The sequence below is a fragment of the Actinomadura sp. NBRC 104412 genome, from assembly GCF_030269515.1.
Lineage (GTDB): Bacteria > Actinomycetota > Actinomycetes > Streptosporangiales > Streptosporangiaceae > Spirillospora.
The window spans coordinates 1-18,950 of sequence record NZ_BSTM01000010.1 but is presented as its reverse complement, the minus strand read 5'-3'; the positions used below and the strand labels follow the sequence as shown (position 1 = coordinate 18,950).

Genomic DNA, 18,950 nt, shown 5'->3' with positions numbered 1-18,950 from the left:
AGACTACAGGAACCGGGAGACGCGGTCGCCTATTCCTGACGGGATAGGCTCCTGCGCCATGACCGACGCGACCCCGGCCGCCGAGCCTCCGGGCCACCTCACCGACCCGCGCGACCTGCTGAACGGCTATCTCGACTACTACCGGAAGGCCCTGCTGCGCAAACTCGACGGCCTCTCGGACGAGCAGCTCCGCACCGCGACCCTGCCGTCCGGCTGGACGCCACTGGAGCTGTTCAAGCACCTGACCTATGTGGAGATCCGCTGGCTCCAGTGGGGATTCGCAGGCGAGCCGGTGGAGCGGCCGTGGGGCGATCGCGGACCCGGAGAGCGCACCCGGGACGAGCCCTGGCACGTGCCCGAGGACGAAGGCTTCGAGGACATCCGGGCCGAGTTCCTGGCGACCTGCGAGCGGTCCAGGGAGATCGTCGCCGGCGCCCCGCTGGACAGCGTCGCGCCGCCCGGCCCCCGCTTCTCCGACGACCGCCCGACCTCGCTGATCTGGATCCTGTTCCACCTGCTCCAGGAGTACGCGCGGCACCTGGGCCATCTGGACGCCGCGCGGGAGCTCATCGACGGCCGCACGGGCGCGTAGGCGGGGCAGGCCCCTGAAACCGGCGAGACATAAGACGGGCTTATGAGTGCTGCTTAGGATGGAGCGGTGGCCGTCCCGCACCGCGTGCCCGACCTCGGCGCCCTGGAGTTGCTGCTCGCCGTGATCCGGCTGGGCAGCGTCGGCCGGGCGGCGGCCGAGCTCGGCGTCAGCCAGCCCGCCGCCAGCGCCCGGATCCGCTCGATGGAACGGCAGATGGGCGTGGAGCTGCTCGAACGGTCGCCACGCGGTTCACGTCCCACCGAGGCCGGCGCGCTGGTGGCCACGTGGGCTCAGCGCGTTCTGGACGCGGCCCATGAGATGGACGCGGGACTCGCGGCCCTGCCCCAGAGGCGCGGGCTGCGCATCATGGCCAGCCCTACCGTGGCCGAACACCTGCTGCCCGGATGGCTGGTCGCGTTGGACACGACGTATCCCGATGCGTCCATCACGCTGCGTACCGCCGGTTCCACGACCGTGGCGGAACAGGTGAGGCTCGGCAAGGCGGATCTGGGGTTCGTGGAGGGCGCCCGCAATCTGGCGGGGCTCAGCGGTACGGTCGTGGGCTCGGACCGGCTGGTCGTGGTGGTCGCCTCCGGGCACCCCTGGGCGCGGCGCCGCAGCGGAGTGAGCGCCGAGGAACTGGCCGCGGTCTCCCTTATCTTGCGCGCGGACGGGACGCGTGCGGTGCTCGATCGGGCTCTCGCCTCTTTCGGAGGGACGGCGCGGCCGTTGGTCGAGCCGGCGTCCACCGCAGAACTCAAGGCGGCGGCGGTGTCGGGCACGGGTCCGGCTGTGGTGAGCGAACTCGCGGTCTTCGGGGAGCTTTCCGGCGGGCGGCTGGTCACGGTTCCCGTCGATGACCTCGACCTGAGCCGTCCGCTGCGCGCCGTGTGGCCCGCGGGCCGCCGTCCCAGCGGACCCGCCCGGGACCTGCTGGCGCTGATCCGCCGGTCACGTTCGCGACCGGCGCCCTGAGCCTCGCGGTCAGGAGTCGTCGCCGGCGGACCGGTCGGCGGCGGGGCGGCCGAGGGCGCCGGTGGGCTCGTCCAGCACCGCCTGGATCTCCAGCTCGATCGCGATCGTGTCGCCCAGCAGCAGCTTGTCGCCCTGCATCGGGATGTTGAACTCGATCCCGAAGTCCGCGCGGCTCAGCGAGGTCGTCGCGGTGAAGCCCGCGCGGGTGCCGAGGGCGGGATCGCCGTCCACGCCGTGGAACTCCACCAGGAGCCGCACCGGCCGGGTCACGTCCCAGATCGTGAGGTCGCCGTCCAGGTGGTACCGGGGGGTGCGCGCCCTCCGGCCGATCGTGGCACGTTCCACATGCGTCCCGAGGAAGGTCATCGTCGGGAAGCGCGCCACGTCCAGGATCTCCGGCGACCGCACGTGCGCGTCCCGCTCCTCGTTGCGCGTGTCGATCGAGGCCATCGCGATCTCGGCGCGGGCCCAGGACCCCAGCGGGTCGTCCGCGATGTGCAGCTCGCCCTCGAACTCGGTGAACGAGCCGCGGACCGTGGTCATCAGATGCCGGATCGTGAAGGCGATCTCCGAGTGCGCCGTGTCGATCGTCCAGCGACCGGGGACCAGGCCCGGCACCGCGGTGTCCAATGCGCTTCTCCCCCCAGTTGAATCGCTCAGGCCGTCCAGAATGTACCCGAACAACTCCAAAGCGGACGTCGCGCGGTCCGCCATGGGGAACGATCGGTACATGATCGGAGAGCATGTCCTGGCCGGGTACACCGGCGCCCAGGGCGCCCGGGAGGCCGTCGCCCTGGGCCGCGGGATCGCCTCCCTGACCGGCGGGCGGCTCACCGTCGCCCACGTCCACCCGCCCGGACGTCCCGCCGCCGCGGGCGAGGCGCGGACCCTCCTCGACCAGGCGGCCGAGCTGGCGCCCGAGGCCGAGCTCGCCGTCCAGGAGGGCCGGGGCGTGGGACGCGGCCTGTCCGTGCTGGCCAGCAGGATCGGCGCGGACCTCATCGTGGTCGGCTCCTCCGAGGGCGGCGCGCGCGGCCGGCTCGCGCTCGGCTCCACCGCCGACAACCTGCTGCACTCCGCTCCGGAGGCGGTGATGATCGTCCCGTCCGGCCATGTCCCGCCCGAGGGCCTGAGCCGCATCACCGTCGCGTACGTGCGCCGCCCCCAGTGCGACGAGGCCGTCACCCGTGCCGCCGACGCCGCCGCGCGGCTGGGAGCCGGCCTGCGCCTGCTCACGTTCGCCATCGGCGACGAGCCCACCGAGGGGCTGCGCGACGACCTGGCCCTCGCGACCCGCCTCGCCGGGGACGGCAAGGTGGAGACCGAGACCACGCTGGCCCAGGGCGACGACATCGCCGACGCCGTCGAGCGCACCGCCTGGCTCGACGGGGAGATCCTGGTCTGCGCCAGCAGCGAGGACGCCACCGCGCACCGGGTCTTTCTGGGCGAAGTAGCCCTGAAAGTGCTGCGTGCCACCCCCTGCCCGGTCACCGTTCTCCCGCGTGGCTACTCCTGAATAGTCCTCATTGACCGAATTCATGGAACGGGTTGCCGACCCGTCTTTATCCTCGCTACATTCCTTCGATACCGGAACGTGACCTTGATACGACAGGGCATCCGGCCGGGTCGGGCGCCGCCCGCACCACGGAGGGAGGCGTCATGGACCCCGTCGGCAAGAAGCTGCTCGACATCGCCAAGGACAACCTCGGCTACACCGAGAAGAGCGACGGCTACACCAAGTTCGGCGACTGGTGGGCCAAGAAGATGGACTCCGACCACAACCCGTACTTCAAGACCGCGCCCTGGTGCGACATGTTCCTCGCCTGGGCCGCCGAGAAGGCCGGGGTCGCCGACCAGGCCGGGCAGTTCGCCGCCACCGTCCAGCACGCCAAATGGTTCAGGAAACACGACGCGTGGGGCACCAAGCCCGTCCCCGGCGCCCTCGTCTTCTACGACTGGAGCGGCTCCCGCGACATCGACCGGATCGACCACGTCGGGCTCGTCGAGAAGGTCGACGGCAGGACCCTGCACACGATCGAGGCCAACGCCGACGGCTACAAGCTCATGCGCAAGACGCGCGACATGGACTCCGTCGTCGGCTTCGGCTACCCCGGCAAGGTCAAGGTCGACAAGTACGTCCCCAAGCACGCCGCCCCCGCGCCCAAGGTCGAGGCCCTCACCGGCCCCGCCTCCGACGCCAAGATCGCCGAAACGACCCACGGCTCGCCGGGGACCCCGCTCCCCGACGGCCCCACCCAGGAGATCCTGCTCTCCGGCGCCCTGGCCATCGTCCTCTGCGGCACCGTCGCCCTCGCCGTAGGGCGCGCCGCCGCCTCCATGGCGCCCACCCACTCCCCCATCCGCGTCCGCAAGCGCGGCAAGCACCACCGCACCCCCGTCCAGCTCCCCGCCGACCTCACACCCGCCGACCTCGACGCCGCCGACGCCGGCACCACCGTGATGCCCGCCCTCTCCCTGGCCGCCGCCCACCAAGCCGAAGACCGCGAGTTCTGGGGCCGCATCGCCCACCTCGAAGAGGACGAGGAACTGGCCTTCTGGAACTCCCTGCACGCCGAGGCCGCCCTGTCCGGCACCCACGACGAGTACGCATCCACGCCGTCCTTCCGCTAGAGTTGACCCAACGGCCGAGGGGGGCGACCCCCAAGGCGCGCGGACGTGGCTCAGTTGGTAGAGCATCACCTTGCCAAGGTGAGGGTCGCGGGTTCGAATCCCGTCGTCCGCTCTGAGGGGGCCTTGACACCAGGCGAAGCCGAGGGCCTCGCTCGGTGGAGTGGCCGAGAGGCGAGGCAACGGCCTGCAAAGCCGTGTACACGGGTTCAAATCCCGTCTCCACCTCATCCACCCAGGGCGATTAGCTCAGTGGGAGAGCGCTACCTTGACACGGTAGAGGTCACTGGTTCAATCCCAGTATCGCCCACCCCCCGAACCCCAGGCCATGGACGACGGGCTGGGGTTCTCGTTCGGTAGTGCCGTCCGGACCGTTGTTCCATCAGCCCACGCCGAGGAGCTTGTGGGCTCGGTCGCGGTCGGCTCGGAACTCGGCGAGGGGGCCTCGGTGGACGATGCGTCCCTTCTGCATCACCGCCACGTCGTCGGCGAGGCAGAAGGCCAGGTGCAGGTCCTGCTCCACCAGGACCGCGGAGATGCCCTCGCCGCGCAGCCCTTCCAGTAGTTCGGCGACCTGGTCGATGATCGCCGGTGCCAGACCGTCCGAGGGCTCGTCCAGCAGGAGCAGGCGCGGGTTGCGCAGGAGCGCGCGGCCGATCGCCAGCATCTGCTGCTCGCCTCCCGACAACTGGTCACCCCGATTGGTGCGGCGCTCGGCCAGGCGGGGCATCAGGTCGTAGATCCGCTCAGGCGTCCACGGACCCGGTTTCCTGCCCGCGGCGATGCGAAGGTTCTCCTCCACGGTGAGCGGCGCGAACACGCGGCGTCCCTGAGGGACGATGGCGACGCCGTTGCGCGCGACGACGTGGGCGGAGGCTCCGGCCAGTTCACGGTCGCCGATGAGGATGCTGCCCGAGTACGGCTTGATCATGCCCATGACCGTGTGGACGAAGGTGGTCTTGCCGACGCCGTTGCGGCCGAGCAACGCCACCACTCCCCCGGCGGGCACCGTGAGGTCGACGCCGTCGAGCACGGTGGTGCCGTCATAGCCCGCGCTCAGTCCACGTACGGTGAGCAGGTCCGTCATCGCGACGCTCCGGAATCGGTGAACAGATCATCGGTCCTCGCCGCGCCGAGGTAGGCCCGCTGGACGTCCTCGTCCGCGCGGATCCGTTCGGGGGTGCCGGTGGCGAGCACCTTGCCCAGATGCAGGACGGTGACGCGGTCGGCCAGGCGGAACACCACGTCCAGGTCGTGTTCGACGATCAGGACGGTGAGGTTCCGGGGCAGCCGCTGGAGCAGTTCCACGAACCGCTCCGTCTCGGCGGCGGACATGCCCGCGGTGGGCTCGTCGAACATGACCAGAGAGGGCTGGGCGGCGAGCACCATCGCCACTTCGAGCTGCCGCCGTTCGCCATGGGACAGGGCGGCGACCTTGTGGTGCGCGCGTCCGGCCAGCCCGACCGTTTCCAGCCGATGGCGCGCCTCGGCCTCTGTGCGCCTGAAGCGCCACGCCGCTCGGTGGAAACGGTGTGCGACGCCATGCACGCGCTGGACCGCGAGGGCCACGTTGTCTTGGACGGAACAGTCCAGGAACAGGCTGGAGTGCTGGAAGGTGCGCAGCAGGCCGCGCCGCGCCCGGTCGGACTCGGACAGGGACGTGACGTCCTCGCCGGCGAACAGCACGCTGCCCGAAGTGGCCCGGAGAGTTCCGGCCACCGTCGCGAACAGCGTCGACTTGCCCGCTCCGTTGGGGCCGATGAGCGCATGACGTTCACCGGCCCGGACCGTCAGATCCACCTGGTCCACGGCCGTGAGCGAACTGTAGGAGCGGGTCAGTCCCCGCAGTGCCAGAACGGCGGTCATCGGTCACCCTTCTCGCTGCGGACGCCCGCCCTCCGGAGGCCGGTGACACCGGCGACACCGCGGGGCAGCACGAAGACGACGATCACGAACAGCAGGCCGAGCACCAGGGGTCCGTGTCCCCCGATGTAGCCGGAGAGGTTGTCGCGGACGAGCAGGACCAGCGCGGCCCCCAGGCACGGGCCCCACAGGCTGCCCGCCCCGCCGATGACCACGCTGAGCAAGGCGAGCGCCGCCACGTCGAACCCCATGTCACCGGGCGAGACGAACCTGGCCTGCGCCGCCCACAGCGCGCCCCCGGTGCCCGCGACGGCGCCCGCCAGGCAGAACACGCCGTAGCGGGCGAGCGCGGGACGGTAGCCCAGCGCGCGCATCCGGGATTCGTTGTCCCGCACGCCACGCAGCGTGCGGCCGTACGGGGACCTGGCGATCAGCGCGACGCCCGCGAACACGGCGACCGCGACCGCCAGGACCCACCAGTAGACGAGCCCCGGCGCCAGCAGCGGGGAGCCTCCGAAGAGGGTGATCGGTGGCATCCCGCTCAGCCCGTTGCTGCCGCCGACCGCCGACCAGGTGTCGGCGAGCTGGTGCACCGACTCGCCGATCGCGAGCGTGAGCATCAGGAAGACGATGCCGCGGGCACGCACGGCCACCCATCCGGTCAGCCCGGCGGCGGCCAGTCCCATCGCCAGCCCGGCCACGACCTGGACCAGCGCGTCGGAGGTGATGTGCAGGCCCACCAGCACGGCCGTGTACGCGCCGACGCCGAAGTAGGCGGCCTGGCCAAGCGTGGGCAGCCCGGTGATGCCGGTCAGCAGGTCCACGGCGAGCACGAGGACGGCGAACGCCAGGATCCGGGTCATCGTCGTGATCGGGAAGGGGCCGAGCACGAGCGGGGCGGCGGCCAGTACGGCCAGGACCGCGAGGACGACCGGTATCCGCGCGCGGTGCGGGCGGATACCGGCGGGCTCGCCCGGTCCCGTCGCGGTCCCGCGTGAGGTGTCCGGTTCGGCCGGAGCGTCGACCGCCTTCATGCGTGCACCGCCGATCGGGCCGGCAGCAGGCCGGAGGGGCGCAGCAGGAGTACCAGGGCCATCGCCGCGAAGATCAGGAACGAGGCGAACTCGGGCAGCAGCGTGGTGCCCACCGCCTGCACCTGACCGATCAGGACGGCGCCGAGCAGGGCGCCGCGTACCGAGCCCAGGCCCCCGATCACCACCACGACGAGCGCGAGCAGCAGCACCTTCTCGTCCAGTCCCGGCTGGGCACCGAGGATCGGACCGGCCAGCACGCCGCCGGCCGCCGCCAGCGCGGCACCGGCGGCGAACACCCCGACCAGGACGCGGCCGGTGTCGATGCCCAGCGCCGCCACCATCGCGCGGTCGCTGACCGTGGCGCGGATGACCGAGCCGAGCGCGCTGCGCTCGATCAGCACGTAGACCGCGACGGCCAGCGCGATCCCGAACCCGATCACCAGCAGCCGGTAGACGGGGTAGGTCGCGCCGAAGATCTTCACGCCGTCGTCCACGGGCGCGGGCGCGGCGATGGAGCGCACGTCGTCGCCGAAGGCCAGCGACAGCAGTTCGGCCACCACCAGGGCCACACCGAGGGTCAGCAACGCCTGGTCGAGGTGCCGCCTGGTGGTGCGGGTCAGCCCGGCCAGGGCGCCGCCGAGCAGCGCCCCGACCACGGCGGCCGCCAGCACGGCCAGGACGAAGGCCATCAGGCCGGTCCCGTCCCCGGCGAGCGCGACGGCGACGTACGCGCCCGCCAGGTAGACCGCGCCGTGGGCGAGGTTGAGCACGTCCATCATCCCGAACACCAGCGACAGGCCAAGGGCGATCGCGAACAGCAGCGACCCCATCGACAGCCCGTTCAGAACGCTCACCAGATAGGTGTCCATGACAGCCGGGCTCAGCTCAGCTCGCCGACGACCGCGTTGACCATGGCACCGCCGCTGGAGCGGACCTCGCGCAGGTAGTACTTCTGCTGGGCGTCGTGGGCGGCGTCGAAGCTCCACGGCCCGCGGGGGCTGTCGATGGGACCGACCTCGCGTAGCGCCTCGGCGAGTTTCTGCCCACCGGCGCCCTTGGTCTTGGCCAACGCCTTGTCGAGGGCCGCCGCCGCGTCGTACGCCTGCACGCTGTAGACGGTGGGCGGCTCGTTGAACGCCTTCTGGTAGGCCGCCACGAACTCCTTGTTGCGGGGGGTGTCCAGCTCGGCCGAGTAGTGCAGGGACGTCTTGGTCCCGACCGCGGCCTGCCCCTGGGCCTTGAGCACGTCGCCCTCGGTCAGGAAGCCGGTTCCGTACAGGGGGATCTCGCCGGACAGGCCGAACTGCTTGTACTGCTTGACGAAGCTCACCGCCTCCGCGCCGGCGTAGAAGGCGTACACGGCCTTGGCGCCGGAGCTACGGATCGCCGACAGGTACGGCTGGTAGTCCTGGGTCTTGCCGAACGGGGTGTACTTCTCCCCGGCGACCTTGCCGCCCGCCGCCTCGAACGCCTTGCGGAACCCGGCCACCATCTCGCGTCCGGCGGCGTAGTCGGCGGCGATGAGGTAGACGCCGCCCTCGGCCTCCTTGGCGACGGCCGGGCCGAGCGCGGCTCCGACCTTGCCGTTGGCGAAGCTGGTGCGCCACACGTAGTCGGACTTGCGGCCGGCCGTGATGGCGTCGGCGCCCGCGTTGGCCACCAGCAGCGGCTGCTTGGACTCGGTGAAGAAGTCCCGCAGGCCGAGCGCGGTGGCGGAGTTGACCACTCCGACCACGGCGGTCGTCCGGTCCTGGGACACCAGCTTCTGCGCGGCGGGCACGCCCGTCTGCGGCCCCTCCCCCTCGTCGGCGCTGACCACCTCGGCCTCGCGGCCGCCGAGCTTGCCGCCGTGCTGGTCGAGGTAGAGCGTGAAGCCGTCGCGCATGTCCTGCCCCAGGGGCGCGTAGACGCCGGACAACGGGATGAGCAGACCGATCTTCACCGGGCCGCCGGACTCTCCACCTCCAGACTGGTCGAGGCTTGAGCCTCCACATGCGGACAGCGCGAGGGCGCCCGCCGTCAGCGCGGCGACCGCTGGGGCCGGACGCAACGTGCGGGCAATGGCGGATAGGACGCCCATGGCAGCTCCTCCAAATCATGGGGTGGTGTGACACGCCCCACTGGTGCGCTCAAAATCTACAGATTTCGCACGTCACGTCAAGACTCTGTAATCAATCGGAGGCCGCAGCATCACCGCCTCAACCTCGAACAACGGGCGGAACACGCGACACAAGTGCTCCGTATCGGCATGCCAATGTTGACGAATCTCTGAGAGACACGTCACCATGAAGGTTTGCGTTCGCACCTACGACTCGCGGACGAGGCGCGCGATGCCGTTCACCTCACCGACGGGCTGCCGGCGGCGCCGGGCTCCGGACGAGCCCCGCAGTCTCGCGAACTCCCAGGGTCACCCGTTCGCGGCCAGCTCCGCCCAGCGTGCTTGGGCGGAGTCGTGCCACTGCCGATGCAGGTCCTTGAAGACGTTCGCGGCACGCACGCCGATCCAGTGCGGCGGCAGCAGGTCCAAGGGCAGCTGCGGATCCAGCCTGGGGAACCGCCGCCAGGCGTGGACGAGACGGGTCTGGTCGAGCAGCACTTCATCACCGGGCGCCGGCCGCATGCCCGCGAACTCCCGTACGAAGTCCTCGTAGGAGGCGGCGAGCTCGCCCAGATGCCAAGCCTGTTCGACCATCTCCGACTCCGAGCCGATCCCGCCGAACGGGCCGCAGAACGACAGCACCTCGGCGTCCAGTCCCAGGCTCTCCACCACCTGCTTGGCCTCGGGCTCGCGGGAGACGTGCGGGCTGATCCATACTCCTGGCGCCGGGCTGCCCATCCCCGCCCAGGTCAGGCCGTTGCGCAGGCGGTGACGCAGGTCGCGCTTGGTCTCGGGGACGCTGGCCAGGAGCACCAGCCAGCGTCCGTCCCAGGACTCGCGATCCCGGCCGAAGGAATAGATCCGCTCGGCGCCCTCGGTCAGCAGCGCGCGGCCGTGATCGGTCAAGGCCCAGCGGACCCGACGCCCCACGCGCTCGGACACGATCCATCGGTCGGCCGCCAGCCGGGTCAGGGCCTGGCGGGCCGACTTCTCCTCCACGTCGAGCCCTGCCAGGACGTGCAGCAGTGTCGAGGTCCACACCGGCGCGCTGTGCGGCAGCACGAACTCGCCGAACACCGTCAGCAGCAGGGCCTTGGCGCCCCCCGCACCCCTCTGCCGGCGGAGGCTTACGGGTGGGACGCGGGTGTCCTCTTCATCATGTGACACGGTCGGCGAGTTACCCCTGAGCTATGGACGGCAGCTATGGACGGCAGCTATGGACGGCATGGACAGGGCCGCTGTCTAGATTACAAGGGCCCGGCAGGGCGCCCAGTTGGGTGTAACACACCGCAGGGGCAGACGGTCCCCGCCGCGTCCTCGGCGGCGGGGACCGTCGGAGCCGGTCATGCGAGGTCCGCCAGGAGACCGGGGTGCGCCTGGACCGCGGTGCGGCGCAGGTAGGGGCGGAGCGCTCGCAGACCGCCCAGTTCCTCTCCCCCACCGGCCCGGCCTGGCCCGCCGTGGATCAGCTGGGGCATGGCGACGCCGTGGCCCGTCGATTCGGCGGCGTCGTGCCGGTTGAGGACGAGCAACCGGCCGTGCCAGGGGGCGAGTGCCGTGATGAGCGTCCGTGCGACCTGGTCGTCGGCGGTGACGATCGATCCCGCGAGGCTGCCTCCTCCCCGGGCGGCGATCTCGGCGGCCTCGTCGAGCCCGCTGTACGGCAGCAGCGTGCTGACGGGGCCGAACGCCTCGACCTCGTGCGGGGCGGGGGCGGCGGGGTCGTCGCAGCGCAGCAGGATCGGTGAGAGGAAGGCGCCGCGTTCGGCGTCGGCGCCGGTGACGTCGACGCGCGCCGGATCACCGAAGACGACCTTGGCATCGGCCGAGAGGCGGGCGACGGCGTCGCGCACCTCGTCGCGCTGGGCGAGGCTGACCACCGGCCCCATGTCCACGTCCTCGCCGGCCGGATGGCCGACGACCGTTCCGCGCAGGCGTTCCATGACCGCGTCGGCGACGGCGTCCGCGGAGGCGGAGGGAACGAGGGCGCGGCGGATCGCCGTGCACTTCTGGCCGGCCTTGACGGTCATCTCGGTGACGAGCTGGTCGACGAACAGCGCGAACTCCGGGTCGTCGGGGGTGACGTCGGGTCCGAGGACGGAGCAGTTGAGCGAGTCGGCCTCGGCGTTGAACGGCACGGACCGGCCCGCGACGACGGGGTGGGTGCGCAGGGCGAGGGCGGTGGCGGCCGAGCCGGTGAAGCCGAGGGTGTCCTGGGCGGTGAGGGCGTCGAGGAGCCCGGCGGGCCCGGCGCACAGCAGCGAGAGCGCGCCTTCGGGAAGGATTCCGGACTCGATGATGCGCCGGACGACGAGTTCGGTGAGGTAGGCGGTCTGCCCGGCGGGTTTGACGACCGAGGGCATCCCGGCCAGGAACGCCGGTGCGAACTTCTCCAGCATGCCCCAGACGGGGAAGTTGAACGCGTTGATCTGCACCGCCGCGCCCAGGCGGGGGCCGAGGACATGGCGTCCGGCGAAGGTGCCGCCGCGGCCGAGCGGTTCGGTGTCCCCGTCGGGCAGGACGGTCGCGTCCGGGAGCTCGCGGACGCCCTTGCCGGCGTAGACGGCGAGGGTGCCGATACCGCCGTCGACGTCGACGGCGGTATCGCGGCGGGTGGCGCCGGTACGGGTGCTGAGCTCGGCGAACTCCTCCAGGTGACCGCGCAGGTGCTTGGCCAGGTCCTTGAGGACGGCCGCGCGCCGGCGGAAGGTGAGGGCGCGCAGGGCCGGGCCGCCGACCCGGCGTGCGTACGCCAGCATGGCGGCCGGGTCGGGGCCGGTGGCCGGCAGGAGGGCGACGGTCTCGCCGGTGGCGGCGTCCAGCAGGGGTTTGGCCGGGCCGCCGCCGTCCTGCCAGGTGTCCTGGGTGTAGCTGCGCAGTACGGGCGTCATCGGTTTCTCCGCTCCAGGAAGGCCGTCATGCGGGTGTGCTTGTCCTCGCTGTCGAACAGCAGGGCTTGTGCGGCGATGTCGAAGGTCGTGGTGGCGGGGCGTCTGCTGCGCAGGGCGAGCTTGGTCAGCTCCAGGGCTCGCCATGAGCGCTTGGCGATGGTGCCGGCCAGGGCCTTGCCGCGTTCGGGCAGAAGCCCGGCTTGGTCGACGACCTCGTCGACCAGGCCGGCGGCGAGCGCTTCGCGAGCGTCGATCCGGGCTCCGGCGTAGAGCATGCGGCGGGCGGTGGCCAGGCCGGCCAGTTGCGGCAGGCGCCAGTTCGCTCCGGCACCGGCGATGATGCCGAGGGACAGTTCCGGCTGCGCGAACACCGCGTTCTGTGAGGCGATGCGGAAGTCGCAGGCCAGGGCGAGTTCACAGCCGCCGCCGAGAGCGGGCCCGTCGATCAGCGCGATGGTGGGCCAGCGGTGGGCTTCCAGCCGTTCGAAGAGCCCGGCGTTGATGGCCAGCAGCGCCGCGTCGGCGTCGCGGTCGCGCAGTTCGGTGATGTCGGCCCCGGCGGCGAAGACACCGGGGGTGGTCGAGTGGACGATCAGGACGCACGGGTGGTGGCGGGCTTCGGCCAGCACCGCGTCCAGTTCGTCGACCATGGCCTGGTCCAGGGCGTTGTGTTTGGACGGCCGGTCCAGGCCGATCCACCAGATGTGGTCCTCGCGGCGCACCCGGGTCAGCGTCATGCGAGTCGTCCTCCGGACAGGGCGCGGCGGCGCAGCAGCGGGCTCGGGCGGTAGCGCGGATCGCCGTAGCCGTGGTGAAGGTTGGTGACGATGGCGTGGACGGTGTCGGCGCCCCAGCGGTCGCCCCAAGTGAGCGGGCCGAGTGGGTGGCCCGCCCCCAGGCGCATCGCGGTGTCGATGTCCGCCGCGTCGGCGACGCCCTGGTGCAGAGCGTCGGCGGCGAGGTTGACGAGCATGGCGACCGTGCGGGTGACGATGAGGCCGGGCGCGTCGTCGATGACGTGGACGGCCAGGCCCGCTGCTTGGAGCAGGCCGGTCGCCTCGCGGAGGGCGTCGCCGGGGCAGCCGTCACTGGCGGCGATGGCGATCGCGGTGGCGGTGGTGTCGTCCAGGGTCCGGTCCACGACGATCACCGGGGCGTCGTGCCGGGCGGCCAGTTCGGTCGCGGTGACGCCGGTGCTGCGAACCAGGAGCGCGCCGCCGGGCAACTCCATCACACCCGTGTCGCGGCATCCCTCCAGAACGGGGACGCCTGTGCGCGCCATGAGGGCACGGAGGTCGGCTGCGCTGTGGTCGATCACCTTCGGCGGTGCGGAGCACGGTGGTGCGGTGGCGGCGGCCGAGGGGCCGGCGTCGGCACCGTAGCGGTAGACGCCGTGTCCGGTCTTGCGTCCAAGGCGTCCCGCCTCCACCAGGTCGCGTTGCGCCCGGGAGGGCTCGAAGCGCGGGTCCTGGGCGAAGGCCGTCCACACCGAGCGCGTGACCGCCTCGTTCACATCGTGGCCGATCAGGTCCATGAGCGCGAACGGGCCCATCGGAAAGCCGGCCGCGCCGGTCAGAACGGCGTCGATGGTCTCAGGTGGGGCGGCCCGTTCCGTCAGCAGCCGCCACGCCTCGGCGTAGAAGGGCCGGGCGACGCGGTTGACGATGAATCCCGGGGTGGGCGCGGCGCGGACAACGGTCTTGCCCCATCCGGTGACCAGGTCCGCGGCCCGGTCCGCGACGTCGGCCGCGGTGCCGGTGCCGGAGATCACCTCGACCAGGCGCATGCGCGGCACGGGGTTGAAGAAGTGCAAGCCGAGGATGCGCTCGGGATGGGCGGCGCCGGCCGCGATCGCGGTGGGCGACAGCGAGGAGGTGTTGCTGGCCAGGATGCAGTCGGGAGCGACGACGCGCTCCAGGTCGTTGAACAGGGCGCGCTTGGCGGTCAGGTCCTCCACGATCGCCTCGATGACGATCCGCGCGGGCGCGAGCGATTCCAGGGACGGTGCCGTGGTCAGGTCCAGGGCGTCGGGATCGGCGTCGGTCTTCCCGCGCGCCACCAGTGCCTTGACCCGGTCGCGGATACCGGCGGCCGCGCGGCCGGCGGCGCCGGGTTCCGCGTCCAGAAGCAGGACGGGGTGTCCGGCGAGCGCGGCGACCTGGGCGATGCCGGCTCCCATGGTGCCCGCGCCGACGATGGCGACGGTCTGGTGCATGGTGTCCTTTCAGCCGATGCGGCGCAGTCCGGTGCGGTGGCGGGCGGCCATGTCCACATACAGGCCGACCGCTTCGGCGGTCCATTCGGCCAGGTCGGGCGCCGGTCTCGGCTTGGCGGGGACGCCCAGGGCGACATGCCCGGCCGGGACACGGCCGTCCTCGGGGACCAGGGCGGCGGCGCCGACCGCGCCACCGGAGGCGACGACGGCGCGGTTCAGCACGATGGAACCGGAGCCGATGAGGCAGTCGTCGCCGATCACACAGCCTTCGAGATGGGCGTTGTGGCCGATCACGCAGCGGTCGCCGATGAGCGTCGGCCATTCCTCGGTGGTGTGCAGCACGGTGCCGTCCTGGACGGATGTCGCCTCGCCGATCTCGATGCGGCCGTAGTCGCCGCGCAGCACCGCCGCCGGCCACACCGACGATCGGGCTCCGATCCTCACCGAGCCGATCACCGTGGCGTCCGGATGGACGAACGCGTCCGGATGGATCCGCGGCACCAGGTCGCCGAGCGCGTAGATCGCCATCAGACCTCCGGCTTCGGGTTGTGGACGTGGGTGGCGTTACCCGCCGGCACCAGCGTGGCGGCCCGCTCGTCCGGGCACAGGGCGGCGACGGCGCGGGCGTTGCGGGCGATGCCGGGGACGCCCGACAGCAGCAACGCCACGTCCACGCCCTCGCCGGCCAGGTACTCATCGAACCGCTCCGGGACGATGGCGCCGGAGTCGTCGTAGACGCGCTCCAGCACCGCGTTGTCACCGAAGTCGTGCGCCCACTGTCTGCACGCCGGTTTGAGAGTGGTGAGCCGGGGGGCGTGCAGGTGCACGTCGATCAGCGGCATGCCGTCCAGCATCAGCCGGCCTGGTAGGAGGCGACGAGTTCGGTGTCGACACCGAGCGGGCCGACGGCTCCCGCTCCCCCGGCCATGCCGAGCGGCGCGTCCCGGCCGGGCAACGGCATGTCGAAGAAGCGGGCGTTGTCGGCGACGAAGTCGCTCTGGTCGGGGGGCACCCGCCGGTCCTGAACGATCGCCGACACCGGGCACGCCGGCTCGCAGGCGCCGCAGTCGATGCATTCGCCGGGGTTGATGTAGAGCTTGCGTTCGCCCTCGTAGATGCAGTCGACAGGGCACTCCTCGACGCAGGAGCGGTCCATCACATCGATGCATGCCGCGGCGATGACGTACGGCATGAAGTCGTCCTCCTCACAATTCACTAGGCCGGGCGCCGGGACGTCGCGGTGGACGAGCGGTCAGGCCAGGGCGGGCATGGCGTCCGAGGAGTGGCCGGGGAACAGCTGCTCCTGCGGGTCGATCAGGACGGCGGCGTTGTTGACGGCGGTGGCCGCCTCGCCGAAGCCGACCGAGATCAGCCGGACCTTGCCCGGGTAGTCGGTGATGTCCCCGGCGGCGAACACGCCGGGCAGGTTGGTGGCCATGGTGGTGTCGACCGGCAGGTACCGGTTGCCGGCCACGTCGATCCCCCATTGGCGGATCGGGCCGAGGTTGGCGGTGAACCCGAGGGCCGCGATGACCGCCTGCGCGGGCCGGACGGCGCTGCCCTCCGGCCCCGTGATCTCCACCCGCTCGACCCGCTCGCCGCCGTGGACGCCCGTCACCTGCGCCTCGGTGACGACCTCGACGGTGGACGCCATGAGCCGGGCCACGCTGTGGGCGTGCGCGCGGAACGCGGAACGGCGGTGCACCAGCGTGACCGACCGGGCGATGGGTTCCAGGCTCAGCGCCCAGTCGCAGGCGCTGTCGCCGCCGCCGACCACGACCACGTCCTGTCCCGCGTGCGCCTCCAGGGACGGGACGAAATAGGACAGGCCGCGGCCCAGCCACTCGCCGCCCACCGGCAGCGGGCGCGGGGTGAAGGTGCCGATGCCGCCGCTGATCACCACGGCGCGGCAGCCGATCCGCGTCCCGGCCGACGTGGTGACGGAGATGGCGCCGTCGTCGTCGCGTCGCAGGGTCCGGGCCGCCTCGCCCAGGACGAAGGTGGGATCGAAGCGGGCGGCCTGCTCCATCAGACCGGCGACCAGGTCACGGCCCTTGACGGCGGGAAAGCCCGCGATGTCGTAGATCGGCTTCTCCGGGTACATCGCCGTCACCTGACCGCCGGGCTCCGGCAGCGAATCGACGATCGTGGTCGACAGTCCCCGGAACCCGGCGTAGTAGGCCGCGTACAACCCGACCGGGCCCGCGCCGACGATGAGCAGATCGCGTTCGATGACGGTCACGACGCGACGACCTCCCCGTGCCGGTCGGACAGGACGCCCGCCGCATGAGCGCGCAGCTCCACCCGGCGGACCTTCCCGGTGGCGGTGGTGGGCATGGCGTCCACGAACACCACCCGCCGTGGCCGTTTGAAGGACGGAAGCCCCTCACGGCAGAACTCGATCAGCTCCGCCTCGGTCGGTGCCGCTCCGGTGGCCGTCACCACGTAGGCGACCGGCTTCTCCAGCCCGTCGGCGTCGGCCGCTCCCACCACGACCGCCTCCTCGACGCCCGGATGCGCCAGCAACCGGGCCTCCACCTCGGCGGGCGAGACCCAGATGCCGCCGGCCTTGAGCATGTCGCCGGTACGTCCCAAGCAGGTGTAGTAGCCGTCGGCGTCCTGGACATAGGTGTCGCCGGTGCACAGCCACTCTCCCTGGAACACCTGCCGGGACGCGGCGTACCTCGACCAGTAGCCGGTCGCCGTCGACTCGCCCCGCACGTACAGCGTTCCGGGCGTACCGGGGGCGACCGGATTGCCCTCCTCATCAAGGATGCGCAGTTCATAGCCGGGAACGACCACACCGGTCGTCCCGGGCCGCACGTCCCCCTCCCGGTTGGACAGGAAGATGTGCAGCATCTCGGTCATCCCGATGCCGTCGAGGATGTCCACCCCGAAGTGCTCGGTCCAGCGGTGGTACAGGGACGCGGGCAGCGGCTCTCCCGCCGACGCCGACAGCCGCACCCCGCCGAGCGCGTCCGGGGGCAGCCCGGCCCGCAGCATGTTCGCGAAGAACGTCGGACCGGCGAAGAAGAGGGTCGCCCGGTGGGTCCGGGCCCGCTCGGCCAGCACCTCGGGTCGCGACGGCGCCGGTTCCAGGATCGCCGCCGCGCCCACCGCCAGCGGGAACAGCACCGTGTTGCCCAGTCCGTAGGCGAAGAACGCCTTGGCCGCCGACAGGCACCGGTCGTCGGGGCGAATGCCCAGGACCTGCCTGCCGTAGGTCTCACAGACCACACGGATCGAGCCGTGCCGGTGCATGGCCGCCTTGGGGGTGCCGGTCGTCCCGGAGGTGTAGAGCCAGAACGCCGGCGTGTCCGCGGTGGTGGGCCGCGGTCCGCCGTCCGGCTCGGCACGGGCCAGGTCCGCGAGCCGATGCACCGGGATCGCCGCCGGGACGTCCGCCCCCTCGGCGGTGAGCACGCCGGTCAGATCCGGCGCGTCGGCGATGGCCCGCAGCGCGACGTCGGCGAAGTCCGCCGACACCGCCAGCAGCCGCGCGCCCGAGTCGCGCAGCAACTCGGCCAGCCCGTCGGCGCGCAGCATCGTCGACACCGGCACCGGGATGGCGCCGATCCGCAACGCCGCCAGGAACACCGTGACGAACTCCGGCGAGTCGGCCATGAACATCAGCAGGCGCTGCTCGGGCAGCAGGCCGATGTCGCGCAGTCCGGTCGCGGTCCTCCGGACATCGTCGTGCAGTTGTGCGTAGGTGAGGTCCCCGGACGGGCCGGTCAGTGCCAAGCGGTCGCCGTCGCCACCGTCGATGTGGCGGTCGAGCAGGTAGGTGCTGGCATTGAAGGTTTCGATCATCTGGAGGCGGTTCCGCTTCAGGCGAGGTGGACGTAGTCGTAGTCGAACGGCTTGCCGTTGATTCCCTGGCGCGGCGGCGCGATCCAGGCGGCGATCTTGCCGCGCTCGTACACCGGCTGCATCAGGGATCGGACGTGCGTCTTGTCGACCTCGGTGGGCAGCCATGCGCCCTTGCGCCGCTCCCACTCCTCGGACGAGAGGATCTCGCCGTCGGGCGTGGCCTCGATCCCGGCGAACGCGCCCACCTTCCGGTTGAACGCGACGCTGGGCAGCCGGAACCGCTGCGGCAGGCCCGCCTCCTCCAGGATCCGGTTCCACCGGTTCACGCCGTTCTGGCAGTCGCCGATGTACTCACGGCGCAGGTCGGTGTTCAGCCCGACCAGCGCGGGGACCTCGGCCTGCCCGACCTTTCCGTCCACGATCGCGTCGACCATGATCGAGTCGTCGGTGAGCCGGTGGTCGTCCTTGCGCCGCTCCTCGGCCCACCGCCCCTTCAGGCCCGCGGTGTAGTAGTTGGCCACGTTGGTGGAGGTCTCGCCGCCGAACAGGTCCAGCGACACCGAGTAGTGGAAGTTGAGGTACTTCTGGATCACGTCGAGGGGGATGCCGCCGTGCCCGATGACGTCGTCGGTGTCGTGCTCGCGCATCAGCTCGACCGTCCGCTGCACCACCCTGTCGACGCCGGTGGTGCCGACGAACATGTGATGCGACTCCTCCTTGAGCATGAACTCGCACGTGCGTGACAGCGGGTCGAACGCCGACTCCTTGAGCGTGCCGAGCTGGTACTTGCCGTCCCGGTCGGTGAAGTAGGTGAACATGAAGAACGACAGCCAGTCGGGGG

20 protein-coding genes and 3 tRNA genes are annotated in these 18,950 nt (G+C 71.5%); 7 read left to right on the top strand and 16 right to left on the bottom strand.

From position 1 onward, the window contains the following. Window positions 1-58 precede the first annotated feature (58 nt). Together QSK21_RS14820 and QSK21_RS14815 are read left to right on the top strand one after the other, a co-directional pair. The gene (locus QSK21_RS14820) at window positions 59-592 is read left to right on the top strand and encodes a DinB family protein (protein WP_285696299.1); all 534 of its coding nucleotides are present in this window, start codon (window positions 59-61) and stop codon (window positions 590-592) included. A 66-nt stretch (window positions 593-658) separates the two neighbouring features. Continuing rightward, window positions 659-1,567: a LysR family transcriptional regulator gene (locus tag QSK21_RS14815; protein ID WP_285696298.1), complete on the top strand. Its 909-nt coding sequence runs from the start codon at window positions 659-661 to the stop codon at window positions 1,565-1,567. Window positions 1,568-1,576: 9 nt separating this feature from the next. Here the strand turns inward: QSK21_RS14815 and QSK21_RS14810 are convergent, their stop codons facing one another. Beyond that, window positions 1,577-2,197 (bottom strand): YceI family protein, encoded by a 621-nt coding sequence (locus QSK21_RS14810; protein WP_285696297.1) that lies wholly within the window; start codon window positions 2,195-2,197, stop codon window positions 1,577-1,579. A 100-nt stretch (window positions 2,198-2,297) separates the two neighbouring features. Between QSK21_RS14810 and QSK21_RS14805 the strand changes: the two genes are divergently transcribed. The 5 genes from QSK21_RS14805 (at window position 2,298) to QSK21_RS14785 (ending at window position 4,505) form a co-directional block, all read left to right on the top strand. Further along, window positions 2,298-3,083, top strand: coding sequence for a universal stress protein (locus QSK21_RS14805; RefSeq protein WP_285696296.1), 786 nt, complete (start codon window positions 2,298-2,300; stop codon window positions 3,081-3,083). Window positions 3,084-3,226: 143 nt separating this feature from the next. Next, window positions 3,227-4,198, top strand: a complete 972-nt coding sequence (locus QSK21_RS14800; protein WP_285696295.1) for a CHAP domain-containing protein — start codon at window positions 3,227-3,229, stop codon at window positions 4,196-4,198. A gap of 39 nt (window positions 4,199-4,237) precedes the next feature. Next, a tRNA-Gly gene (locus tag QSK21_RS14795) sits at window positions 4,238-4,310 on the top strand. Between the two features lie 42 nt (window positions 4,311-4,352). Next, window positions 4,353-4,423 (top strand) — tRNA-Cys (locus QSK21_RS14790). 10 nt (window positions 4,424-4,433) lie between these two features. Further along, a tRNA-Val gene (locus QSK21_RS14785) sits at window positions 4,434-4,505 on the top strand. Window positions 4,506-4,577: 72 nt separating this feature from the next. Here QSK21_RS14785 and QSK21_RS14780 read toward each other — a convergent pair. From QSK21_RS14780 to QSK21_RS14710, 15 genes are all read right to left on the bottom strand, one after another. Next, complete coding sequence (locus QSK21_RS14780) at window positions 4,578-5,282, bottom strand: ABC transporter ATP-binding protein (protein ID WP_285696294.1); 705 nt, start codon at window positions 5,280-5,282, stop codon at window positions 4,578-4,580. Beyond that, complete coding sequence (locus QSK21_RS14775; RefSeq protein WP_285696293.1) at window positions 5,279-6,061, bottom strand: ABC transporter ATP-binding protein; 783 nt, start codon at window positions 6,059-6,061, stop codon at window positions 5,279-5,281. The genes QSK21_RS14780 and QSK21_RS14775 overlap by 4 nt, the downstream gene beginning before the upstream one ends. After that, window positions 6,058-7,092, bottom strand: a complete 1,035-nt coding sequence (locus QSK21_RS14770; protein WP_285696292.1) for a branched-chain amino acid ABC transporter permease — start codon at window positions 7,090-7,092, stop codon at window positions 6,058-6,060. The genes QSK21_RS14775 and QSK21_RS14770 overlap by 4 nt, the downstream gene beginning before the upstream one ends. Beyond that, window positions 7,089-7,961: a branched-chain amino acid ABC transporter permease gene (locus QSK21_RS14765; protein ID WP_285696291.1), complete on the bottom strand. Its 873-nt coding sequence runs from the start codon at window positions 7,959-7,961 to the stop codon at window positions 7,089-7,091. Before QSK21_RS14765 ends, QSK21_RS14770 begins: the two co-directional genes overlap by 4 nt. A gap of 11 nt (window positions 7,962-7,972) precedes the next feature. After that, window positions 7,973-9,172, bottom strand: a complete 1,200-nt coding sequence (locus QSK21_RS14760; protein ID WP_285696290.1) for an ABC transporter substrate-binding protein — start codon at window positions 9,170-9,172, stop codon at window positions 7,973-7,975. Window positions 9,173-9,499: 327 nt separating this feature from the next. Beyond that, window positions 9,500-10,357, bottom strand: coding sequence for a PaaX family transcriptional regulator (locus QSK21_RS14755; RefSeq protein ID WP_285696289.1), 858 nt, complete (start codon window positions 10,355-10,357; stop codon window positions 9,500-9,502). Between the two features lie 176 nt (window positions 10,358-10,533). Continuing rightward, a complete protein-coding gene (gene paaZ, locus QSK21_RS14750; RefSeq protein WP_352231284.1) occupies window positions 10,534-12,081 on the bottom strand; it encodes a phenylacetic acid degradation bifunctional protein PaaZ in 1,548 nt (515 codons plus the stop codon). Continuing rightward, the gene (locus tag QSK21_RS14745; RefSeq protein WP_285696288.1) at window positions 12,078-12,818 is read right to left on the bottom strand and encodes an enoyl-CoA hydratase/isomerase family protein; all 741 of its coding nucleotides are present in this window, start codon (window positions 12,816-12,818) and stop codon (window positions 12,078-12,080) included. Before QSK21_RS14745 ends, paaZ begins: the two co-directional genes overlap by 4 nt. Then, the gene (locus QSK21_RS14740; protein ID WP_285696287.1) at window positions 12,815-14,296 is read right to left on the bottom strand and encodes a 3-hydroxyacyl-CoA dehydrogenase; all 1,482 of its coding nucleotides are present in this window, start codon (window positions 14,294-14,296) and stop codon (window positions 12,815-12,817) included. The genes QSK21_RS14745 and QSK21_RS14740 overlap by 4 nt, the downstream gene beginning before the upstream one ends. 9 nt (window positions 14,297-14,305) lie before the next feature. Beyond that, the gene (locus QSK21_RS14735) at window positions 14,306-14,824 is read right to left on the bottom strand and encodes a gamma carbonic anhydrase family protein (RefSeq protein ID WP_285696286.1); all 519 of its coding nucleotides are present in this window, start codon (window positions 14,822-14,824) and stop codon (window positions 14,306-14,308) included. After that, the gene (locus tag QSK21_RS14730; RefSeq protein WP_285696285.1) at window positions 14,824-15,150 is read right to left on the bottom strand and encodes a hypothetical protein; all 327 of its coding nucleotides are present in this window, start codon (window positions 15,148-15,150) and stop codon (window positions 14,824-14,826) included. The genes QSK21_RS14735 and QSK21_RS14730 overlap by 1 nt, the downstream gene beginning before the upstream one ends. Beyond that, window positions 15,150-15,488, bottom strand: coding sequence for a ferredoxin (gene fdxA / locus QSK21_RS14725; RefSeq protein ID WP_285696284.1), 339 nt, complete (start codon window positions 15,486-15,488; stop codon window positions 15,150-15,152). The genes QSK21_RS14730 and fdxA overlap by 1 nt, the downstream gene beginning before the upstream one ends. Window positions 15,489-15,548: 60 nt before the next feature. Continuing rightward, entirely contained in the window at window positions 15,549-16,538 is a 990-nt protein-coding gene (locus tag QSK21_RS14720; protein WP_285696283.1) for an NAD(P)/FAD-dependent oxidoreductase, read from the bottom strand. Next, complete coding sequence (locus QSK21_RS14715; protein ID WP_285696282.1) at window positions 16,535-18,109, bottom strand: benzoate-CoA ligase family protein; 1,575 nt, start codon at window positions 18,107-18,109, stop codon at window positions 16,535-16,537. The genes QSK21_RS14720 and QSK21_RS14715 overlap by 4 nt, the downstream gene beginning before the upstream one ends. A 17-nt stretch (window positions 18,110-18,126) precedes the next feature. Next, on the bottom strand, window positions 18,127-18,950 hold an 824-nt coding region (locus tag QSK21_RS14710; protein WP_285696281.1), incomplete at its 5' end, for a hypothetical protein.

What these genes read in the sequence shown, in the direction of transcription:
- QSK21_RS14820 (WP_285696299.1), top strand. Translation starts at nt 59, where the DNA reads ATGACCGACGCGACCCCGGCCGCCGAGCCTCCGGGCCACCTCACCGAC.
- QSK21_RS14805 (WP_285696296.1), top strand. Translation starts at nt 2,298, where the DNA reads ATGATCGGAGAGCATGTCCTGGCCGGGTACACCGGCGCCCAGGGCGCC.
- QSK21_RS14800 (WP_285696295.1), top strand. Translation starts at nt 3,227, where the DNA reads ATGGACCCCGTCGGCAAGAAGCTGCTCGACATCGCCAAGGACAACCTC.
- QSK21_RS14780 (WP_285696294.1), bottom strand. Translation starts at nt 5,282, where the DNA reads ATGACGGACCTGCTCACCGTACGTGGACTGAGCGCGGGCTATGACGGC.
- QSK21_RS14775 (WP_285696293.1), bottom strand. Translation starts at nt 6,061, where the DNA reads ATGACCGCCGTTCTGGCACTGCGGGGACTGACCCGCTCCTACAGTTCG.
- QSK21_RS14770 (WP_285696292.1), bottom strand. Translation starts at nt 7,092, where the DNA reads ATGAAGGCGGTCGACGCTCCGGCCGAACCGGACACCTCACGCGGGACC.
- QSK21_RS14765 (WP_285696291.1), bottom strand. Translation starts at nt 7,961, where the DNA reads ATGGACACCTATCTGGTGAGCGTTCTGAACGGGCTGTCGATGGGGTCG.
- QSK21_RS14760 (WP_285696290.1), bottom strand. Translation starts at nt 9,172, where the DNA reads ATGGGCGTCCTATCCGCCATTGCCCGCACGTTGCGTCCGGCCCCAGCG.
- paaZ (WP_352231284.1), bottom strand. Translation starts at nt 12,081, where the DNA reads ATGACGCCCGTACTGCGCAGCTACACCCAGGACACCTGGCAGGACGGC.
- QSK21_RS14745 (WP_285696288.1), bottom strand. Translation starts at nt 12,818, where the DNA reads ATGACGCTGACCCGGGTGCGCCGCGAGGACCACATCTGGTGGATCGGC.
- QSK21_RS14740 (WP_285696287.1), bottom strand. Translation starts at nt 14,296, where the DNA reads ATGCACCAGACCGTCGCCATCGTCGGCGCGGGCACCATGGGAGCCGGC.
- QSK21_RS14735 (WP_285696286.1), bottom strand. Translation starts at nt 14,824, where the DNA reads ATGGCGATCTACGCGCTCGGCGACCTGGTGCCGCGGATCCATCCGGAC.
- QSK21_RS14730 (WP_285696285.1), bottom strand. Translation starts at nt 15,150, where the DNA reads ATGCTGGACGGCATGCCGCTGATCGACGTGCACCTGCACGCCCCCCGG.
- fdxA (WP_285696284.1), bottom strand. Translation starts at nt 15,488, where the DNA reads ATGCCGTACGTCATCGCCGCGGCATGCATCGATGTGATGGACCGCTCC.
- QSK21_RS14715 (WP_285696282.1), bottom strand. Translation starts at nt 18,109, where the DNA reads ATGATCGAAACCTTCAATGCCAGCACCTACCTGCTCGACCGCCACATC.